Annotated in this window: 16 protein-coding genes; 12 read left to right on the forward strand and 4 right to left on the reverse strand. The window is 55.6% G+C overall.

Annotated features, from left to right (window positions below; translation table 11 throughout):
• The first annotated feature begins 75 nt into the window (after nucleotides 1-75).
• The 4 genes from rssB to ACTJJ6_RS08800 all read left to right on the forward strand — a co-directional run bounded on the left by rssB (nucleotide 76) and on the right by ACTJJ6_RS08800 (nucleotide 4,624).
• Nucleotides 76-1,089 (forward strand): two-component system response regulator RssB, encoded by a 1,014-nt coding sequence (gene rssB / locus ACTJJ6_RS08785; protein WP_004932178.1) that lies wholly within the window; start codon nucleotides 76-78, stop codon nucleotides 1,087-1,089.
• Between the two features lie 213 nt (nucleotides 1,090-1,302).
• Nucleotides 1,303-2,220 carry a UTP--glucose-1-phosphate uridylyltransferase GalU gene (gene galU, locus ACTJJ6_RS08790; RefSeq protein WP_015378094.1) on the forward strand — a complete coding sequence of 306 codons (918 nt, stop codon included), beginning with the start codon at nucleotides 1,303-1,305 and terminating at the stop codon, nucleotides 2,218-2,220.
• Between the two features lie 40 nt (nucleotides 2,221-2,260).
• Complete coding sequence (locus ACTJJ6_RS08795; protein WP_206194764.1) at nucleotides 2,261-3,604, forward strand: UDP-glucose dehydrogenase family protein; 1,344 nt, start codon at nucleotides 2,261-2,263, stop codon at nucleotides 3,602-3,604.
• A gap of 9 nt (nucleotides 3,605-3,613) precedes the next feature.
• Nucleotides 3,614-4,624, forward strand: coding sequence for an NAD-dependent epimerase (locus ACTJJ6_RS08800; RefSeq protein ID WP_016927491.1), 1,011 nt, complete (start codon nucleotides 3,614-3,616; stop codon nucleotides 4,622-4,624).
• A gap of 186 nt (nucleotides 4,625-4,810) precedes the next feature.
• Here the strand turns inward: ACTJJ6_RS08800 and hns are convergent, their stop codons facing one another.
• Nucleotides 4,811-5,218 carry a histone-like nucleoid-structuring protein H-NS gene (gene hns, locus ACTJJ6_RS08805; protein ID WP_004932170.1) on the reverse strand — a complete coding sequence of 136 codons (408 nt, stop codon included), beginning with the start codon at nucleotides 5,216-5,218 and terminating at the stop codon, nucleotides 4,811-4,813.
• Between the two features lie 700 nt (nucleotides 5,219-5,918).
• Between hns and ACTJJ6_RS08810 the strand changes: the two genes are divergently transcribed.
• Nucleotides 5,919-6,503, forward strand: coding sequence for a thymidine kinase (locus ACTJJ6_RS08810; protein WP_440802526.1), 585 nt, complete (start codon nucleotides 5,919-5,921; stop codon nucleotides 6,501-6,503).
• A 119-nt stretch (nucleotides 6,504-6,622) separates the two neighbouring features.
• Here the strand turns inward: ACTJJ6_RS08810 and adhE are convergent, their stop codons facing one another.
• Nucleotides 6,623-9,295, reverse strand: a complete 2,673-nt coding sequence (gene adhE / locus ACTJJ6_RS08815; protein ID WP_016927492.1) for a bifunctional acetaldehyde-CoA/alcohol dehydrogenase — start codon at nucleotides 9,293-9,295, stop codon at nucleotides 6,623-6,625.
• A 530-nt stretch (nucleotides 9,296-9,825) separates the two neighbouring features.
• On the opposite strand from adhE, the gene ACTJJ6_RS08820 reads away from it, so the two are divergent.
• The 7 genes from ACTJJ6_RS08820 to oppF all read left to right on the forward strand — a co-directional run bounded on the left by ACTJJ6_RS08820 (nucleotide 9,826) and on the right by oppF (nucleotide 18,542).
• The gene (locus tag ACTJJ6_RS08820; protein WP_015378089.1) at nucleotides 9,826-10,470 is read left to right on the forward strand and encodes a YchE family NAAT transporter; all 645 of its coding nucleotides are present in this window, start codon (nucleotides 9,826-9,828) and stop codon (nucleotides 10,468-10,470) included.
• Between the two features lie 696 nt (nucleotides 10,471-11,166).
• Nucleotides 11,167-12,804 (forward strand): ABC transporter substrate-binding protein, encoded by a 1,638-nt coding sequence (locus tag ACTJJ6_RS08825; RefSeq protein ID WP_016927493.1) that lies wholly within the window; start codon nucleotides 11,167-11,169, stop codon nucleotides 12,802-12,804.
• 147 nt (nucleotides 12,805-12,951) lie between these two features.
• A complete protein-coding gene (oppA, locus tag ACTJJ6_RS08830) occupies nucleotides 12,952-14,589 on the forward strand; it encodes an oligopeptide ABC transporter substrate-binding protein OppA (RefSeq protein WP_016927494.1) in 1,638 nt (545 codons plus the stop codon).
• Nucleotides 14,590-14,672: 83 nt separating this feature from the next.
• Entirely contained in the window at nucleotides 14,673-15,593 is a 921-nt protein-coding gene (oppB, locus tag ACTJJ6_RS08835; RefSeq protein WP_004932150.1) for an oligopeptide ABC transporter permease OppB, read from the forward strand.
• 14 nt (nucleotides 15,594-15,607) lie between these two features.
• The gene (gene oppC, locus ACTJJ6_RS08840; protein WP_004932149.1) at nucleotides 15,608-16,516 is read left to right on the forward strand and encodes an oligopeptide ABC transporter permease OppC; all 909 of its coding nucleotides are present in this window, start codon (nucleotides 15,608-15,610) and stop codon (nucleotides 16,514-16,516) included.
• An 11-nt stretch (nucleotides 16,517-16,527) separates the two neighbouring features.
• Nucleotides 16,528-17,544 (forward strand): ABC transporter ATP-binding protein, encoded by a 1,017-nt coding sequence (locus tag ACTJJ6_RS08845; RefSeq protein ID WP_016927496.1) that lies wholly within the window; start codon nucleotides 16,528-16,530, stop codon nucleotides 17,542-17,544.
• The gene (gene oppF / locus ACTJJ6_RS08850) at nucleotides 17,541-18,542 is read left to right on the forward strand and encodes a murein tripeptide/oligopeptide ABC transporter ATP binding protein OppF (protein ID WP_004932143.1); all 1,002 of its coding nucleotides are present in this window, start codon (nucleotides 17,541-17,543) and stop codon (nucleotides 18,540-18,542) included. Before ACTJJ6_RS08845 ends, oppF begins: the two co-directional genes overlap by 4 nt.
• Nucleotides 18,543-18,615: 73 nt before the next feature.
• Here the strand turns inward: oppF and ACTJJ6_RS08855 are convergent, their stop codons facing one another.
• Both ACTJJ6_RS08855 and cls read right to left on the reverse strand, forming a co-directional pair.
• Nucleotides 18,616-18,939, reverse strand: a complete 324-nt coding sequence (locus ACTJJ6_RS08855) for an HI1450 family dsDNA-mimic protein (RefSeq protein WP_004932139.1) — start codon at nucleotides 18,937-18,939, stop codon at nucleotides 18,616-18,618.
• 56 nt (nucleotides 18,940-18,995) lie between these two features.
• Nucleotides 18,996-20,456, reverse strand: coding sequence for a cardiolipin synthase (gene cls / locus ACTJJ6_RS08860; protein WP_004932137.1), 1,461 nt, complete (start codon nucleotides 20,454-20,456; stop codon nucleotides 18,996-18,998).
• Nucleotides 20,457-20,484: the final 28 nt, after the last annotated feature.

The following is a 20,484-nucleotide window of genomic DNA, read 5'->3' on the forward strand; positions in this document are numbered from 1 at the left end:
TTGGTCTGTTTCAGACGAGCATAAGTGACCTTTTTGAGCCACTATTACACTATGGAAAGGGACGAGGCTCGGCTGATGGCATTACCACTCACTCACAAGCGCATCTTGATCGTTGAGGACGAACAGGTTTTTCGTTCCGTGCTGGTCGGTTATCTGACCTCGCTGGGCGCTGAAACCGGCGAGGCGACCAACGGTTTACAGGCGCTGAGTGCCGTCGATGACTTCAAGCCGGATCTGATTCTGTGCGATCTCGCGATGCCGGAAATGGGCGGTATCGAATTTGTTGAACATCTGCGTTTGCAGGGGCTGCAGATCCCGGTGCTGGTGATCTCGGCCACCGACAAGATGGCCGACATCGCCAAGGTGCTGCGGTTGGGCGTGCAGGATGTACTGCTCAAACCGCTGACCGATCTCAATCGCCTGCGTGAAGCGGTGCTGGCGTGTTTATACCCCAATATGTTCACCTCCCAGGCGATTGAAGAGGTTGAACTGTTTCAGGATTGGGATGCGTTGAGCAAAAATCCTTCCGAAGCCGTCAAACTGCTTAAGCAACTGCAGCCGCCGGTACAGCAGACCATTGCGCATTGCCGGATCAACTATCGGCAGTTAACCACCGGCGAAAATCCCGGCCTGGTGCTGGATATCGCCGCCTTGTCAGAAAAGGATCTGGCATTCTATTGTCTGGACGTCACGCGCGCCGGCGATAATGGCGTATTGGCGGCATTGCTGTTGCGCGCATTATTTAATGGGCTGCTGCAGGACCATCTGGCTAATCAACAGCATCGTTTGCCGCAAATGTCGGCATTGTTAAAGCAGGTTAATCAATTATTGCGGCAGGGGAAATTAGACGGTCAATTCCCTCTGTTGTTGGGATATTATCACGCCGAAAATAAAAACCTGATTCTGGTTTCCGCCGGGCTGCATGCCAACGTCAATACCGGTGACAATCAAATCCAGCTGAGCAACGGCGTGCCACTGGGGACGCTGGGGGCTACCTACATGAATCAGATCAGCCAGCGTTGTACCGCCTGGCAATGTCAGGTATGGGGCAGCGGTGGCCGATTGCGACTGATGCTCAGCGCTGAATAGCAGGCAGCGATCGGCGCGATCTTAAGCTATTTACTTATCTGTAATTAAACCGTTTATTTATTCTCCGGATTATCCGAACGGGTAATAGTCCTAAATGTTTTCTATTTGTGTTCTGGTTAATGCTCGGCGCGCATAAGCTGGTATACTCCGAAGGTTTTTTTATATCGAGCCCAAGCTCATAAAATGAGCGCTTTAGCTTTAAGAGAGGAAATAATGCCTGCTGTAAATCGCAAAGTCAGAAAAGCCGTGATCCCGGTTGCAGGCTTGGGTACGCGGATGTTGCCGGCCACCAAAGCCATTCCGAAAGAAATGCTGCCGCTGGTTGATAAACCTCTGATCCAATACGTCGTCAATGAGTGCATTGCGGCGGGGATTAACGAGATTGTGCTGGTCACCCACTCCTCCAAGAACTCGATCGAAAACCATTTTGATACCAGTTTCGAACTCGAAGCGATGCTGGAAAAACGCGTCAAGCGCCAATTGCTGGACGAAGTGCAGTCGATCTGCCCGAAAGGCGTTACCGTGATGCAGGTTCGTCAGGGTAATGCCAAAGGCCTGGGGCACGCGATTATGTGTGCCTACCCGATGGTAGGCGATGAACCGGTCGCGGTGGTGCTTCCGGATGTGATCCTCGACGAATACAGCGCCGATCCGAAAAAAGACAATCTGCACGAAATGCTGCAGCGCTTCGAAGCCACCGGCGTCAGCCAGATCATGGTTGAACCCGTGCCGCATAAGGATGTCGGAAACTACGGCGTAGCCGACTGTAAGGGCGTTGATTTGCAACCGGGCGAAAGCGCGCCGATGGTCAGCGTGGTTGAGAAACCGTCGCCGGATAAAGCCCCTTCCAACCTGGCGATTGTCGGTCGTTACGTGTTGTCCGCCGATATTTGGCCGCTGTTGGCGAAAACGCCTCCAGGTGCCGGCGATGAAATTCAGCTGACTGACAGCATCGAAATGCTGATGCAGCAGGAAACGGTGGAAGCGTATCACCTGAAAGGCGTGAGCCATGACTGCGGTAACAAACTGGGTTACATGCAGGCCTTCGTGGAGTACGGCATGCGTCATGCCAGCCTGGGCAAAGAGTTTTCTCAGTGGCTGCAGCAGGTTGTTGCCGCTGACAAGAAGTGATTTGATCTTTCGTCTTAATTTGAAAAACTAGGATTTTCACATGAAAGTAACAGTTTTTGGTATTGGTTATGTGGGGCTGGTACAGGCCGCCGTGCTGGCTGAAGTTGGCCATGACGTTATGTGCATCGATGTTGACGAGCGAAAAGTCGAGAACCTGAAAAAAGGGAATATCCCGATTTTTGAACCGGGCCTGACGCCGCTGGTGCAGCAAAACTATGAGGCCGGGCGCCTGCATTTCACCACCGATGCCAAAGCGGGCGTGGCGCACGGGAATATCCAGTTTATCGCCGTCGGTACGCCGCCGGATGAGGACGGTTCCGCCGATCTGAAATATGTCACCGCGGTGGCGCGCACCATCGCCGAGCACATGACCGATCGCAAAGTGGTGATCGACAAATCTACCGTGCCGGTCGGCACGGCGGACAAAGTGCGTCAGGTGATGGCGGAAACGCTGGCAAAACGCGGCAGCAACGTGCCGTTCGACGTGGTGTCCAACCCTGAATTCCTGAAGGAAGGCGCTGCGGTGGCTGACTGCATGCGCCCTGAGCGCATCGTGATCGGTACCGATAATAAAGAGGTGATCGAGCCTATTCGCGAGCTGTACGAGCCGTTTAACCGCAATCACGATCGTATGATCATGATGGATATCCGCAGCGCGGAGCTGACCAAATATGCCGCCAACTGCATGCTGGCGACCAAAATCAGCTTTATGAACGAAATGTCCAACCTGGCGGAAATGTTGGGCGCGGATATCGAGAAAGTGCGTCAGGGCATCGGTTCCGATTCACGCATCGGTTATCACTTCATCTACCCTGGCTGTGGCTACGGCGGTTCTTGCTTCCCGAAAGATGTTCAGGCGCTGATCCGCACGGCGGAGCAGATCGGTTACCAACCGAAGCTGTTGCAGGCGGTAGAGCAGGTCAACTACCAACAAAAAGACAAGCTGAACAGCTTTATCAAAGACTATTTCGGCAGCGATTTGAAGGGCAAAACCTTCGCACTGTGGGGCCTGGCGTTCAAGCCGAATACCGATGACATGCGTGAAGCGTCCAGCCGTGTGCTGATGGAGCAGCTGTGGGCTGCCGGCGCCACCGTCCAGGCCTACGATCCGGAAGCGATGAACGAAGTTCAGCGCATCTATGGCCAGCGCGAAGACTTGAAGCTGATGGGTACCAAAGAGGCTGCGTTGCATGGCGCCGATGCTCTGGTGATCTGCACCGAATGGCAGAATTTCCGCGCACCGGACTTCGATGTGATCAAGAGTGCGTTGAAACAGCCGGTGATCTTCGATGGACGTAACCTGTACGATCCTGAGCGTTTGGCGAATCGCGGCTTTACCTACTATGCGATTGGCCGCGGTGCCTCGATTAAACCGGTTATTTAAGGAGTGGGCATGAAATTCCTGGTTACAGGCGCCGCAGGGTTTATTGGTTATCACGTTGCAGAGCGTTTGTTGACCGCCGGGCATCAGGTTATCGGCATCGATAACCTGAATGACTATTATGACGTGGGCCTGAAAATGGCCCGTCTGGACAGGCTGGCGGATAAGCCGGGATTCCGCTTCATCAAGCTGGATTTGGCCGATCGTGAGGGCATGGCGGCATTGTTCGCCGAGCATCAGTTCCAACGAGTCATTCATTTGGGTGCCCAAGCCGGCGTGCGTTATTCGCTGGTCAACCCGTTGGCTTATGCGGACGCTAACCTGATCGGTCATTTGAACGTTCTGGAAGGCTGCCGTCATAATAAGGTCGAGCATTTACTTTACGCTTCCTCCAGCTCTGTTTATGGCCTCAATCGCAAGTTGCCGTTTGCTACCGAAGATTCTGTCGACCACCCTGTCTCACTGTATGCGGCAACCAAAAAAGCCAATGAGCTGATGTCACACAGTTACGCTCATTTATACGGTCTCCCGACGACGGGGCTACGCTTCTTTACCGTATATGGTCCCTGGGGGCGTCCGGATATGGCGCTGTTCAAGTTTACCAAGGCCATATTGGCGGGGGAGAGCATCGATGTATATAACCACGGTGAAATGCACCGTGACTTTACTTACATTGATGATATCACCGAGGCGATTGTGCGGCTGCAGGCGGTTATTCCGCAGGCAGATCCGTCATGGACCGTTGAACAGGGATCGCCGGCGACCAGTTCCGCGCCGTATCATGTTTATAATATCGGCAATAACACCCCCGTTAAACTGATGGAATATATCACGGCGTTGGAGCAGGCTTTGGGGGTAACTGCCCGCAAGAATATGCTGCCTATGCAACCTGGCGACGTGATGGATACCAGCGCGGATACCGCAGAGCTTTATCGTGACATTGGTTTTAAGCCGGAAACCAGCGTTGAAGAGGGTGTGAAGCGCTTTGTTGATTGGTATAAGGCATTCTACCAGGTTCAATAATTGAACGAGGGTATATGCGACAAAGGGGCCTTAGGGCCCTTTTTTTTCGCTGGAACCCCATGCAAGGAACAAAATGCGAATTAGGATATTTACTAAAAGGAAAGGGATGAGGCAGGATCACGTCGATAAGCTTTAAAATGAAAAGGCCCCCCGCAGGGAGCCTTTCAGATACGGGCCGAATCGCTATTACAGCAGGAAATCGTCCAGAGATTTACCTTGCTCTTCGATAGCTTTCTTAATCACCGCAGGAGTACGGCCTTGGCCGGTCCAGGTTTTCAATTCGCCGTTTTCGTCTTTATATTGGTATTTAGCAGGACGTGCTGCGCGTTTTGCTTTACCGGCAGCTTTGTTGGCAGCCATGGTTTGCAGCAGTTCATTCGGATCGATACCGTCAGCAATCAGCATTTCGCGGTATTGCTGCAGTTTACGGGTGCGTTCTTCGATTTCTGCTTGAGCCTGGCTGTCTTCTTCGCGACGTTCGTTCACAACAACTTCCAGTTTCTCGAGCATTTCTTCCAGCGTTTCCAGTGTGCATTCTCTTGCCTGGGCGCGCAGAGTGCGGATGTTGTTCAAAATCTTTAATGCTTCGCTCATTGTCCTAGTCTCAAATTATATTGGTGGGGGGCGTCTCGATAATAATAGAGCGCTATTTTCTTTTCTGCAATAGCCAAATTGACTTGAATACTCAAATTTACCTTTTAAAAAACCGTTAATCGGATCTGTCCGACTAATATAGGAAGGGCTGTTAACTATTACCCTTGTCGCACTTAAGTCAAAATTTCAACAGGCATGCTTTAAAAGGCGCGTGTCGCAAGGCTTTCATCGATAAGTTATCGCCGTAATTTATATCAATATTACAATGGGTTCTGTGGGCTTAATCACGTCATGGCTAGGCAGACATTGTAAACAATAGGGGTATATAGGTAAAGATTGCGTCAGGAAACGTCGGGGACAGCGAAGGTGATTAAATGCCCTGTATTGGCCCCGAGTATAATAGACTGGCGCGCCGTTGCGGTTGCGGCACCCGCCGCGGTGAAACCGTGATTATGCATTAATGGGCAAATGATCGCGGTTAACCATTAGCAAGAATTAATAGTGATGACAGGCATACATTATCCTGTAAATAGCTGTAAAAAGAACGGGCCGACAGAACGATATGTTTCGCTTGAAAGCGCATTATTACGGCGAACGCAATATTCGTTCGCTTTGGGCTGAGCCTGGGGGGCGGCTTATGGTACACTTACCGTCCTAATCGACATTTGAATATTTCTTATACCATCGGAGTTGCGGGGCCATGGCTCAACTTTATTTTTATTACTCTGCGATGAATGCCGGCAAGTCCACCGCGCTGCTACAGTCTTCATATAACTATCAAGAACGTGGTATGCGCACGCTGGTGTTCACTGCGGAGATCGATCACCGCTTTGGCGTAGGTAAGGTCAGCTCGCGCATCGGTTTATCCTTGCAGGCCCAGCTCTATAACAACGACTCGATGCTGTACGCCATGATTCAGCAAGAGCATCAACAGCAGCCGGTGCATTGTGTGCTGCTGGATGAAAGCCAGTTCCTGACCAAGGCGCAGGTTGAGCAATTGTGCGATGTGGTGGACCAACTGGACATTCCCGTATTGTGCTACGGCCTGCGTACCGATTTTCTCGGTGAGCTGTTTACCGGCAGCCAATATTTGCTGGCCTGGGCCGATAAGCTGGTGGAATTGAAAACCATCTGTCACTGTGGGCGCAAAGCCAATATGGTGTTGCGTTTGGATGAAAACGGCCAGGCGATGCACGCCGGTGAGCAGGTGGTGATTGGCGGTAACGAGAGCTATGTCTCCGTCTGCCGCAAGCATTATAAAGAGGCGATTCACTCCCTGGAATAGGGGAGAAAACGCCGCCAAAGCCCGCTGAGGCGTTTTGGCGGCGTGAGTCGAAATGCAGCGCCTCCGGCGCAATAAAAAACCCGCCGATTGGCGGGTTTTTTTATCGGTTTACGAAACCGTTATTTCTTGGGCTTTTTTACCGCGGCTTTGGCTGCAGCCGGAGCTGCCGCTTCCTCGTCGACCGCTTCGCTGAATTCGCGGCCGTAGAAGGTATCCAGCATGATTTGCTTCAGTTCGGCAATCAGCGGATAGCGCGGGTTGGCGCCGGTGCATTGGTCGTCGAACGCGTCTTCCGACAGCTTGTCAACTTTCGCCAGGAAGTCCGCCTCCTGCACACCCGCCTCGCGGATGGAAGTCGGGATGCCCAACTCGGTTTTCAACTCGTCCAGCCAGGCCAGCAGTTTCTCAATCTTCTGCGCGGTGCGGTCGCCCGGCGCGCTCAGGCCGAGATGGTCGGCGATTTCAGCGTAGCGGCGGCGCGCCTGAGGGCGATCGTACTGGCTGAAGGCCGTCTGCTTGGTCGGGTTGTCGTTCGCATTGTAGCGAATGACGTTGGAAATCAGCATCGCGTTGGCCAGGCCGTGCGGAATGTGGAACTCCGAACCCAGCTTGTGCGCCATGGAGTGGCAAACCCCGAGGAAGGCGTTGGCGAAAGCGATACCGGCGATGGTGGCGGCGTTGTGCACGCGTTCACGGGCAACCGGGTTTTTCGCGCCTTCTTTATAGCTGGCCGGCAGATACTCTTTCAACAGTTTCAACGCCTGCAGCGCCTGGCCGTCGGAGTATTCGTTCGCCAGCACCGAGACGTAGGCTTCCAGCGCGTGGGTGACCGCATCCAGACCGCCGAAGGCGCACAGGGATTTCGGCATGTTCATCACCAGGTTGGCGTCGACAATCGCCATGTCCGGAGTCAGCGCATAGTCGGCCAGCGGGTATTTCTGCCCGGTAGTGTCGTCGGTGACGACGGCGAACGGCGTGACTTCCGAACCGGTGCCTGAGGTGGTGGTGATGGCGATCATTTTCGCTTTCACGCCCATTTTCGGGAACTTGTAGATACGCTTGCGGATGTCCATGAAGCGCAGCGCCAGATCCTCGAAGTGGGTTTCAGGATGTTCGTACAGCACCCACATGATTTTCGCGGCGTCCATCGGCGAACCGCCGCCCAGCGCGATGATGACGTCCGGTTTGAAGGAGTTCATCTGCTCGGCGCCTTTACGCACGATGCTCAGCGTCGGATCGGCTTCCACTTCAAAGAACACTTCGGTTTCGATGCCGTGAGACTTCAGAACCTTGGTGATCTGGTCGGCATAGCCGTTGTTGAACAGGAAACGGTCGGTCACGATGAAGGCGCGTTTCGCCCCGTCGGTCGCCACTTCTTCCAGCGCGATAGGCAGCGAGCCACGGCGGAAGTAGATCGATTTCGGAAGTTTATGCCACAACATGTTTTCTGCTCGCTTCGCTACAGTTTTCTTGTTGATCAGGTGTTTAGGTCCGACGTTTTCAGAGATGGAGTTACCACCCCAGGAACCGCAACCCAGCGTCAGCGAAGGCGCGAGTTTGAAGTTGTACAGGTCGCCGATACCGCCCTGAGAAGCCGGGGTGTTGATCAGAATGCGAGCCGTTTTCATTTTATCGCCGAAGTAGGCGATGCGAGCCGTTTGGTTATCCTGGTCGGTGTACAGGCAGGATGTGTGGCCGATACCGCCCATGGCGACCAGTTTTTCGGCTTTGGCGACGGCGTCTTCGAAGTCTTTGGCGCGGTACATCGCCAGGGTAGGCGACAGTTTTTCATGCGCGAAAGGTTCGGACTCGTCGACCAGCTTCACTTCACCGATCAGCACTTTGGTGTTGGCCGGCACTTTGATGCCTGCCATTTCGGCGATTTTCGGTGCGGATTGCCCGACGATGGCCGCGTTCAGGCCGCCGTTTTTCAGGATGATGTCCTGCACCGCTTTCAGTTCTTTGCCCTGCAGCAGATAGCCGCCGTGGGAAGCGAAACGTTCGCGTACCGCATCATAGATAGCGTCAACGACGATGACCGACTGTTCGGAAGCGCAGATAACGCCGCTGTCGAAGGTTTTGGACATCAGGATAGAGGCGACCACGCGTTTGATATCTGCGGTTTCGTCTACCACGACCGGCGTATTGCCGGCGCCGACGCCGATAGCCGGTTTGCCGGAGCTGTAGGCGGCTTTCACCATGCCCGGGCCACCGGTGGCGAGGATCAGGTTGATGTCAGGGTGGTGCATCAGCTGGTTGGACAGCTCGACGGTAGGCTGGTCGATCCAACCGATGATGTCTTTTGGCGCGCCGGCGGCGATAGCGGCTTGCAGCACGATATCGGCGGCTTTGTTGGTGGCATTCTTCGCACGCGGGTGCGGCGAGAAGATGATGCCGTTACGGGTTTTCAGGCTGATCAGCGCTTTGAAGATCGCGGTAGAAGTTGGGTTGGTGGTAGGAACGATACCGCAAATCAGGCCGATAGGTTCGGCGATAGTGATGGTACCGAAAGTGTCATCTTCAGACAGGATGCCACAGGTTTTTTCATCTTTATAGGCGTTGTAGATGTACTCGGAAGCGAAGTGGTTTTTGATCACTTTGTCTTCGACGATACCCATTCCGGATTCTTCCACGGCCATTTTGGCCAACGGGATACGGGCATCAGCAGCGGCGAGGGCGGCAGCGCGGAAGATTTTATCCACTTGCTCTTGAGTGAAGTTGGCATATTCGCGCTGGGCTTTTTTGACACGTGCGACAAGCTCGTTCAGTTCAGCGACATTCGTTACAGCCATAATGCTCTCCTGATAATGTTAAACTCTTTCAGTAAATAAGCCGTGCGAGCCACTAGTATAGTCATAACGGGAATAAACGGTGATTCGAATACCGGGGCTTTCCCGCGTTATTTCTTCGCATGCTGCTGATTTGCTTAAAGAGCTTTACCCTACGCCAACCGGAGGGGCAGGCAGTGAAGAGAACGGAACCGGCTGGATTGCCACCGACTTTGTTCTACTCCCTGACTACGACTAAGAGCTTACCCACTGTTGGGTAGTTGATTTGTGATCTAAATCATGAAAAGTGCAAGCTGACACCTTTCAGCTTGGCGGTGTTGAGAGTGATTATCAATAACTGTGATCGATGACTCTTTTTTCAACATAAAAAATCAAAAGGCCATACATCACTTTAACAAAGGGCATTTGTTTTGTTGCCTAACTTGCTGGCAGTTAAAAATGCTGCTTTCGCCGGATGGATTACCCGCGGCAATTCCATTACATTAGCGCGCATAGGCAGCACACCTTTTATAGCACTTAACGCGGAGCCATCTGTGGGCCAATCTCTGTTGGATCTTTCCGGCTTTATCAAGTTCTTTGTCGGTCTGTTTGCGCTGGTCAACCCGGTGGGCATCTTGCCGGTGTTTATCAGCATGACGAGCTACCAGGCGGAAGCAGGGCGCAATAAAACCAACCTGACCGCCAACCTGTCGGTCGCCATTATTCTGTGGACATCGCTGTTCCTGGGCGAAGGGATCTTGCGGATGTTCGGCATCTCCATCGATTCGTTCCGCATCGCCGGCGGTATTCTGGTGGTGACCATCGCCATGTCGATGATCAGCGGCAAGCTGGGAGAAGACAAACAGAACAAACAGGAAAAATCGGAGAGCGCGATCCGCGAGAGCATCGGCGTGGTGCCGTTAGCGCTGCCGCTGATGGCGGGGCCGGGGGCGATCAGTTCCACCATCGTGTGGAGTTCCCGTTATCACAACTGGCAAAGCCTGCTCGGCTTTACGGTCGCGATCGCCTTGTTCGCCTTTTGCTGCTGGTTGTTGTTCCGCGCCGCGCCGCTGTTGGTGCGTTTGCTTGGGCAGACCGGCATCAACGTGATCACCCGTATCATGGGTCTGTTGCTGATGGCGCTCGGGATCGAGTTTATCGTTACCGGTATTAAGGCGATATTCCCCGGCCTGTTGTAATACCCTTTGTTTAGCCGCGCACCTTTCGCCTTGGCGCGGCTAAAATTAATTTTAAAGTTTAAATTATTTATTGGTTCGCATTATTATAGTGCACAGGATGAATAAAATTTATGCGGTTGCACTCTTATGTTGCATAAATCTCATGTTGCTGTGCAAAAAAAACGCTAAGCGTTATTTCAGACACTTTTCCTCCCCCATTTCCGCGCGTTTTGCCCCCACTCAACGGTAAAGCTGTTGTTAAATTAATCACATCATTCTGTGGGGCTTGTCTCACTTTCATCCAGGTGTTATTAGTGATTAACCGACCATAGGCAGGTGTTTGTTCTTTGAATGTCTGGATTGTTAACTGAATGTTTCTTTGTGCGGTAATGAGATTGCGTTGATGGTTTCAAATGAAATGATTTTGTCTTTTTTTTCTTTAAAATCATAGCGATGATTTTGTTTCTCCGCGTCCCCGAGCTTGGGGGCCGGATCGGGCTTCGTGCGATAAAAGAGAATTGCTTAACATTTTCGTAAAATTTATTGGCTATGGAATTTGGCTTCTGCTAATTTCCGAGCAACTTTCCCGTGGTCAATTAACTGAAATGCGCCATAAAAACGGGAATGATTTTTGCTGGTATCCGTTTATTTAGAATTCTTATAAACACTTCACAAACTTCGATAAGCGATGCTTGTCGGTGAAAAGGAGCCTCGATTATGCAGCAAACCCTGAAGCGCACTTCTTTGACCTTGTTGATTAGCGGCGCGCTGAGCGTCGGCGCCATAAATAGCAGTTTGGCGGCGGAAGTGCCGGCCGGCGTTCAGTTGGCGCAGCAGCAGAATATTGTGATCAACAACGGCAGCGAAGTGGCTTCATTGGATCCGCATAAGGTCGAGGGCGTACCGGAAAGCAATATCATTCTTAACCTGCTGGAAGGGCTGGTGAGCACCGACGCCAACGGGCATGTGGTGCCGGCGGCGGCGGCGAGCTGGGAAAACCAGAATTATCAGCAATGGACCTTCCACTTGCGCCCCGGCGCGGTGTGGAGCGACGGCAGTCCGGTGACCGCGCAAGACTTCGTCTACAGCTGGCAGCGTCTGGCCGATCCGAAAATCGCCTCGCCCTATGCCAGCTACCTGCAATACACCAAAGTCGACAATATCGACGACATCCTGACCGGCAAGAAGCCTCCGCAGACCCTCGGCGTCAAGGCGCTGGACGACCAGACGCTGCAGGTGACGCTGAGCGAGCCGGTGCCATATTTCATCAGCATGCTGAGCCACACGTCGCTCAAACCGGTGAAACGCGCGGTAGTGGAGAAATTCGGCGATAAATGGACGTTGCCCGCCAACTACGTCGGCAACGGCGCTTACCGCCTGAAAGAGTGGGTGGTGAACGAGCGCATCGTATTGGAGCGCAGCCCGAGCTACTGGAACAACAAGCAGACGGTGATCAATCAGGCGACCTTCTTGCCGATCGCTTCCGAAGTCAGCGACGTCAACCGCTTCCGCAGCGGCGAGATCGACATCACCAACAGCGCGATCCCGCCGTACCTGTACGTCAAAATGAAGCGCGAAGTGCCCGAGCAACTGCACGTTAACCCTTATCTGTGCACTTTCTATTACGAACTCAATAACCAGCGGGCGCCGTTCACCGATCCGCGGGTGCGTGCGGCGGTGAAGATGACGCTGGATCGCGACATCATCGCCAACAAGATCATGGGCCAGGGGCAGATCCCGGCCTACAGTTTCACGCCGACCTTTACGGAAGGCGCCAACTTTACGCCGCCCGCGTGGGCCGGCTGGAGCCAGGAACAGCGCAACGCCGAAGCCAAGAAACTGCTGGCGGAAGCGGGTTACAGCGACGCCAAGCCGCTGAAGTTCTCGCTGCTGTACAACACCTCCGATCAAAACAAACAGCAGGCGATCGCCGCCGCGTCGATGTGGAAAAAGAACCTCGGCGCCGACGTCACGCTGCGCAATCAGGAGTGGAAGACCTCGCTGGAAAGCCGCCATCAGGGGCAATACGACGTGGCGCGCGCCACCTGGTGCGGGGATTACAACGAGCCCAGCGCGTTCCTGAACCTGGTGCTGTCCAACAGCAGCATCAATACCGTGTTTTATAAGAGCCCGGCGTTCGACGCCATCATGGCCGCCACGCTGAAGGCGCCGGATGAGGCCGCGCGCGCCGCGCTCTATCAGCAGGCAGAAGCGCAGCTGGACAAAGACTCCGCGTTGATCCCGGTGTATTACCGCGTCAGCGCGCGGTTGATTAAGCCGACGGTAGGCGGGTTCACCGGCAAAGATCCGCTGGACTATACCGACGTTAAAAATCTGTACATTATCAAGCAGTAAAAGGGGTATTCCTCCCGCTAGCTCGCGGAGGAATATAGGGAAGGCCGGCCGCCGCATTCGTTCCGCGGCGGCGGGAAACAGAGTCCGCTTACGGGCAACGCAGGTTCCACGAAGAGCCTGTGATAATAAAAACTGGAGTCGATAAGTATGACCAACATCACGAAGAAAACGCTCATTGCCGCCGGCGTCATCGCCGCGCTGGGCATCACAGCAACCACCTCCGCCTTTGCCGCCGACGTTCCTGCAGGCGTGCAACTGGCCGACAAGCAAGAAATCGTCAAAAACAACGGTTCCGAAGTGCAGTCGCTTGACCCGCATAAAATCGAGGGCGTGCCGGAAAACAACGTGACCCGCGATCTGATGGAAGGCCTGGCGAACAACAGCCCGGACGGCTCCATCGTGCCGGGCGTCGCGGAAAGCTGGGATAACAAGGATTTCAAAGTCTGGACCTTCCACCTGCGCAAAGACGCCAAATGGTCCAACGGCAAGCCGGTGACGGCGCAAGATTTCGTCTACAGCTGGCAGCGCGTAGTGGATCCGAAAACCGCGTCGCCTTACGCCAGCTACCTGCAGTACGCCCATGTGGAAAACGTTGATGACATCATCGCCGGCAAAAAAGACAAGTCGACGCTGGGCGTGAAGGCCATCGACGACCACACCTTCCAGGTGACCCTGAGCGAGCCGGTGCCTTATCTGGTTGAAATGACCCCGCACTACGCCATGAAGCCGGTTTACAAAGACGCGGTGGAGAAATTCGGCGAGAAGTGGACGCTGCCGGCCAACTACGTCAGCAACGGCGCTTACAAACTGAAAGACTGGATTGTCAACGAACGCATCGTACTGGAACGCAACCCGGAATATTGGGATAACGCCAAAACCATCATCAATAAAGTGACGTTCCTGCCTATTTCGTCGGAAGTGACCGACGTTAACCGCTACCGCACCGGTGAAATCGACATGACCTACAACAACATGCCGATCGAACTGTTCCAGAAGCTGAAGAAAGAGATCCCGAAAGAGGTGCACGTCGATCCTTATCTGTGCACCTATTACTACGAAATCAACAACCAGAAGGCGCCGTTCACCGATGCGCGCGTGCGTGAAGCGCTGAAGCTGGGCATGGATCGCGACATCATCGTCAACAAGGTGAAAAATCAGGGCGATCTGCCGGCCTACAGCTTTACGCCGCCATACACCGACGGCGCCAAGCTGACCGCGCCGGAGTGGTTCGGCTGGACGCAGGAAAAACGCAACGAAGTGGCGAAGAAACTGCTGGCCGACGCCGGCTACGGCCCGGGTAAACCGCTGACCTTCTCCCTGTTGTACAACACGTCAGACCTGCACAAGAAGCTGGCGATCGCCGCCGCCTCCATCTGGAAGAAAAATCTGGGCGTGGACGTGAAGCTGGTGAACCAGGAGTGGAAAACCTTCCTGGATACCCGCCATCAGGGCACCTATGACGTGGCGCGCGCCGGCTGGTGCGCCGACTACAACGAACCGAGTTCGTTCCTGAACATGATGCTGTCCGACAGCAGCAGTAACACCCCGCACTACAAGAGCGCCGAGTTCGACAAGCTGATGGCCAACGTGTTGACCGCGAAGAGCAAAGACGAGCGCGCCGAACTGTATCAGAAAGCGGAAGTTCAGCTGGATAAAGATTCCGCCATCGTTCCGCTGTATTACTACGTGAACGCCCGTTTGGTGAAACCTTACGTTGGTGGCTACACCGGCAAAGACCCGCTTGATAACGTGTACGACAAAAACCTGTACATCATCAAGCATTGATACGGTAAGAGCCGGCGGCGCAGGCCGCCGGCCCATGTTGAGAATAATAAGCCGTCATCAGGCTGTCGCACAGGGTTAGGGCAATGCTTAAATTTATACTTCGTCGCTTATTGGAAGCGATCCCGACACTATTTATCCTTATTACCATCTCATTCTTCATGATGCGCCTGGCGCCCGGCAGTCCATTTACCGGGGAACGCGCATTGCCGCCGGAAGTCATGGCGAATATCGAAGCCAAATATCATTTGAACGACCCGATCTGGAAACAGTACGGTCATTATCTGGCGCAGCTTGCGCAGGGAGACTTCGGCCCGTCCTTTAAATACAAGGATTATTCGGTCAACGATTTGGTGGCCAGCTCTTTCCCGGTCTCCGCCAAACTCGGTCTGGCCGCGTTTTTGCTGGCGGTGGTGCTGGGCGTGAGCGCCGGCGTGATCGCCGCGCTGAACCAGAACACCAAATGGGACTACACGGTGATGGGGTTCGCCATGACCGGGGTGGTGATACCCAGTTTCGTGGTGGCGCCGCTGTTGGTGCTGATCTTCGCCATCACGTTGAAATGGCTGCCGGGCGGCGGCTGGAACGGCGGCGCGCCTAAGTTCATCATCTTGCCGATGGTGGCGTTGTCGCTGGCCTATATCGCCAGCATCGCCCGTATCACGCGCGGCTCGATGATTGAAGTGCTGCACTCCAACTTCATCCGCACCGCGCGCGCCAAAGGCTTGCCGATGCGTCGCATCATTTTCCGCCACGCGCTGAAGCCGGCGCTGTTGCCGGTGCTGTCATACATGGGCCCGGCGTTCGTCGGGATCATCACCGGTTCGATGGTGATCGAAACCATCTACGGTCTGCCGGGGATCGGCCAGCTGTTCGTTAACGGCGCGCTGAACCGCGACTACTCCCTGGTGTTGAGCCTGACCATTCTGGTGGGCGCTCTGACCATTCTGTTCAACGCGATCGTCGATGTGCTGTATGCGGTCATCGATCCGAAAATCCGTTATTAATCTGGAGCACGCTAATGATGTTGACTAAAAAGAACAGCGAAGCTCTGGAACACTTCAGCGAGAAGCTGGAAGTGGAAGGGCGCAGCCTGTGGCAAGACGCGCGTCGGCGTTTTATGCACAACCGCGCGGCGGTCAGCAGCCTGTTCATACTGGCGCTGATCACGCTGTTTGTGGTGCTGGCGCCGATGCTGTCGCAATTCGCCTACGACGATACCGATTGGGCGATGATGTCCGCCGCACCCAGCGTTGAATCGGGGCACTATTTCGGCACCGATTCCTCCGGGCGCGATCTGCTGGTGCGCGTGGCGATCGGCGGGCGCATCTCGCTGATGGTCGGCGTGGCGGCGGCGCTGGTGGCGGTGATCGTCGGCACCCTGTACGGCGCGATGTCCGGCTATCTGGGCGGCAAGATCGACTCGGTGATGATGCGCCTGCTGGAGATCCTCAACTCCTTCCCGTTCATGTTCTTCGTGATCCTGCTGGTGACCTTCTTCGGCCAGAATATCCTGCTTATCTTCGTGGCGATCGGCATGGTGTCGTGGCTGGACATGGCGCGTATCGTGCGTGGCCAAACCCTTGGTCTGAAGCGCAAGGAGTTCATCGAAGCGGCGCTGGTGTGCGGCGTCTCCACGCGCAACATCGTGCTGCGGCATATCGTGCCGAACGTGCTCGGCGTGGTGGTGGTGTATGCCTCGTTGCTGGTGCCGAGCATGATCCTGTTCGAATCCTTCCTCAGCTTCCTGGGACTGGGCACGCAGGAGCCGCTGAGTAGCTGGGGCGCATTGCTCAGCGACGGCGCCAATTCAATGGAAGTTTCACCGTGGTTGCTGCTGTTCCCGGCGGGTTTCCTGGTAGTCACTCTGTTCTGTTTCAACTTTATCGGCGATGGCCTGCGTGACGCCCTCGACCCGAAAGATCGTTAAGGAGTGCCACCATGAGCACCATTGAACATCCACAACTGCAAACCGCCGTCGGCGTTAAAGCGTCGCCGCTGCTGGACGTGAAAGACCTGCGCGTCACGTTTTCCACCCCGGACGGCGACGTGACGGCGGTGAACGATCTGAACTTCGATCTGCGCGCCGGTGAAACGCTGGGCATCGTCGGCGAATCCGGCTCCGGCAAATCGCAGACCGCGTTCGCCCTGATGGGGTTGCTGGCCAGCAATGGCCGCATCGGCGGCTCGGCCAAATTCAACGGCCGCGAAATCCTCAACCTGCCGGAAAACCAGCTCAACAAGCTGCGGGCCGAAGAGATCTCGATGATCTTCCAGGACCCGATGACCTCGCTCAACCCGTATATGCGCGTTGGCGAACAGCTGATGGAAGTGCTGATGCTGCATAAGAAAATGAGCAAAAGCGAAGCCTTCGAAGAGTCGGTGCGCATGCTCGACGCGGTGAAAATGCCGGAAGCGCGCAAGCGCATGCGCATGTATCCGCATGAGTTTTCCGGCGGCATGCGCCAGCGCGTGATGATCGCCATGGCGCTGCTGTGCCGGCCGAAGCTGCTGATCGCCGACGAGCCGACTACCGCGCTGGACGTGACCGTTCAGGCGCAGATCATGACGCTGCTCAACGAGCTCAAGCGCGAGTTCAACACCGCCATCATCATGATCACCCACGATCTGGGCGTGGTGGCCGGCATCTGCAACAAGGTGCTGGTGATGTACGCCGGCCGCACCATGGAATACGGCAGCGCGCGCGAGGTGTTCTACCAGCCGAGCCACCCGTATTCCATCGGTCTGTTGAACGCGGTGCCGCGCCTCGACGCCGAAGGCGAAGCGTTGCTGACCATTCCCGGCAACCCGCCGAACCTGCTGCGGCTGCCGAAAGGCTGCCCGTTCCAGCCGCGCTGCCCGTACGCCATGGAACAGTGCGCGAGCGCTCCGCCATTGGAGCAATTTGGGGAAGGGCGCCTGCGCGCCTGCTTTAAACCGGTGGAGGCGTTGGTATGACAGCGGTAACCGACAAGAAAGTGCTGCTCGAAGTGGCCGATCTGAAAGTGCACTTCGACATTCATGACGACAAGCAGTGGTTCTGGCAGCCGCCGAAAACCCTGAAGGCGGTCGATGGCGTTACGCTGCGGCTGTTCGAGGGGGAAACCCTGGGCGTGGTCGGCGAATCCGGCTGCGGCAAATCCACCTTCGCGCGCGCCATCATCGGCCTGGTGAAGGCCACCAGCGGGCGCGTCGCTTGGCTGGGTAAAGATCTGCTGGGCATGAACGACGCCGACTGGCGCAAAACCCGCAGCGATATCCAGATGATCTTCCAGGATCCGCTGGCCTCGCTCAACCCGCGCATGACCATCGGCGAAATCATCGCCGAGCCGCTGCGCACCTACTACCCGAAAATGCCGCGTCAGGAAGTGAAGGACAAGGTTAAGGCGATGATGCTGAAGGTCGGCCTGCTGCCTAACCTGATCAACCGTTATCCGCACGAGTTCTCCGGCGGCCAATGCCAGCGCATCGGCATCGCGCGCGCGCTGATCCTCGAACCGAAGCTGGTGATCTGCGACGAGCCGGTTTCCGCGTTGGACGTGTCGATTCAGGCGCAGGTGGTAAACCTGTTGCAGCAGCTGCAGCGCGAAATGGGGCTGTCATTGATCTTTATCGCCCACGATTTGGCGGTGGTGAAGCACATTTCCGATCGCGTGCTGGTGATGTACCTGGGCCATGCGGTAGAGCTGGGCACCTATGACGAGGTGTACCACAATCCGCAGCACCCATACACCAAGGCGCTGATGTCGGCGGTGCCGATCCCGGATCCGGACAAGGAGAAGGAAAAGCAGATCCAGCTGTTGGAAGGGGAGCTGCCTTCGCCGATCAATCCGCCGTCCGGCTGCGTGTTCCGCACTCGCTGCCCGATCGCCGGGCCGGAGTGCGCCAAGACGCGTCCGCTGCTGGAGGGCAGTTTCCGTCATGCGGTTTCGTGCCTGAAGGTCGATCCGCTGTAATGCGCCGCTAGCCGGCAACAAAAAGCCCCGCTGAATAAGCGGGGCTTTTTTTATCCGATGCGCTGGCGGCGAATCACTCTTTCCACAGAATGTGGCACAGCTTGTGGTCTTTCTCGCGGCAGATCAGCACGCGGGCGAACACGTCGTTGATCGGCTCGCCGTCGCTGTCCGCCAGACCGATCACCACTTCGGCGAAGAAGTCCGGGTTCAGGTCGTAATCCACGTGCTCGCTCCAGTCTTCGGAGGGGTCGTACAGTTCTGCGCCGCCGCGCTCTTCAAACTGCAGATTGAACAGCAGAATATCCGCCGGATCCAGATTGTCGCCGGCCAATTCGAGGAAGATGTCGTAGGCCTGTTCCAGCGTTTCGTCTTCGGTAAGGCGGTTATTCAAATCCATAAAAAAATCCTGATAACAAATGATTTGGCGCTATTAAAGCACGCTCGCCGCGGCTTTTACAGCAACGGGCTGAAAAAGTAGAACAGGCGTTCGACCAGGCGATGCCAGAACGGCCGCTTCAGCCACTCTTTGGCGTTCAGCAGCTTGGAGCGGGCGATGTAATCTTCCTGCACGCAGGCCAGATCGCTGCCGAAGCCGTCGTCGTCGATCACCAGGGTGATCTCGAAGTTGAGCCACAGGCTGCGCATATCCAGATTGACGGTGCCGACCAGGCTGAGCTGGCCGTCGACCAGCACGCTTTTGGTGTGCAGCAGGCCGCCTTCGAACTGATAGATTTTCACGCCGGCTTCCAGCAGCTCGGAGAAGAACGCCCGGCTGGCCCAGCGCACCATCATCGAGTCGTTGTCGCGCGGCACGATGATGCTGACCTCAACGCCGCGCAGAGCGGCGGTGCAGATGGCGTGCAGCAGATCGTCGCTCGGCACGAAGTACGGCGTGGTCATGATCAGCTGCTCGCGCGCGGAATAAACGGCGGTCAGCAGCGCCTGGTGGATCATTTCTTCGGGGAAACCGGGGCCGGAGGCGATCACTTGAATGGTGTGGCCGCTTTCCTGCTCGAACGGCATGATGTTGACGTCCGGCGGCGGCGGCAGAATGCGCTTGCCGGTTTCAATCTCCCAGTCGCAGGCATAGACGATGCCCATCGTAGTGGCCACCGGGCCTTCCATGCGCGCCATCAGATCGATCCATTGGCCGACGCCCGCATCCTGTTTGAAGTAGCGCGGATCGACCATGTTCATGCTGCCGGTATAGGCGATGTAGTTGTCGATCAGCACCACCTTGCGGTGCTGGCGCAGATCCATGCGGCGCAGGAATACGCGCAGCAGGTTGACCTTCAGTGCTTCGACCACTTCGATGCCTGCGTTGCGCATCATCGCCGGGTAGGGGCTGCGGAAAAATGGCAGGCTGCCGGCGGAGTCCAGCATCAGGCGGCAGTGTACGCCGCGCCGCGCGGCGGCCATCAGCGATTCGGCCACCTGATCGACCAGGCCGCCGGGCTGCCAGATATAGAACACCATTTCGATGTTGTGGCGCGCCAGCTCGATGTCGCGGATCAGCGCTTTCAACGTGTCGTCGGTAGTGGTGAGCAACTGCAGCTGGTTGCCCTTGACGCCGTCGATGCCCTGGCGGCGGTTGCACAGCTGGAACAACGGTTCGGCGACTTCGCTGTATTCGGTGGCGAAGATGCGGCGGCTCTCTTTCAATTCCTTCAGCCAGCGCGCGGTCGACGGCCACATGGCCTTGGCGCGCTCGGCCCGGCGCTTGCCCAGGTGCAGTTCGCCGAACGATAAATAGGCGACGATGCCGAACAGCGGCAGAATATAGATAACCAGCAGCCAGGCCATGGCAGAGGGAACCGCACGGCGTTTCATCAAAATGCGCATCGTCACGCCGGCGATCAGCAGCCAGTAGCCGAACACCATGAGCCAACTGATTACGGTATAAAATGTTGTCATAAAGGCGAAAAATCCCGTTCGCAAACCA

The organism is Serratia sp. 22278 (genome assembly GCF_052045405.1).
GTDB classification, from domain to species: Bacteria; Pseudomonadota; Gammaproteobacteria; order Enterobacterales; family Enterobacteriaceae; genus Serratia; species Serratia marcescens.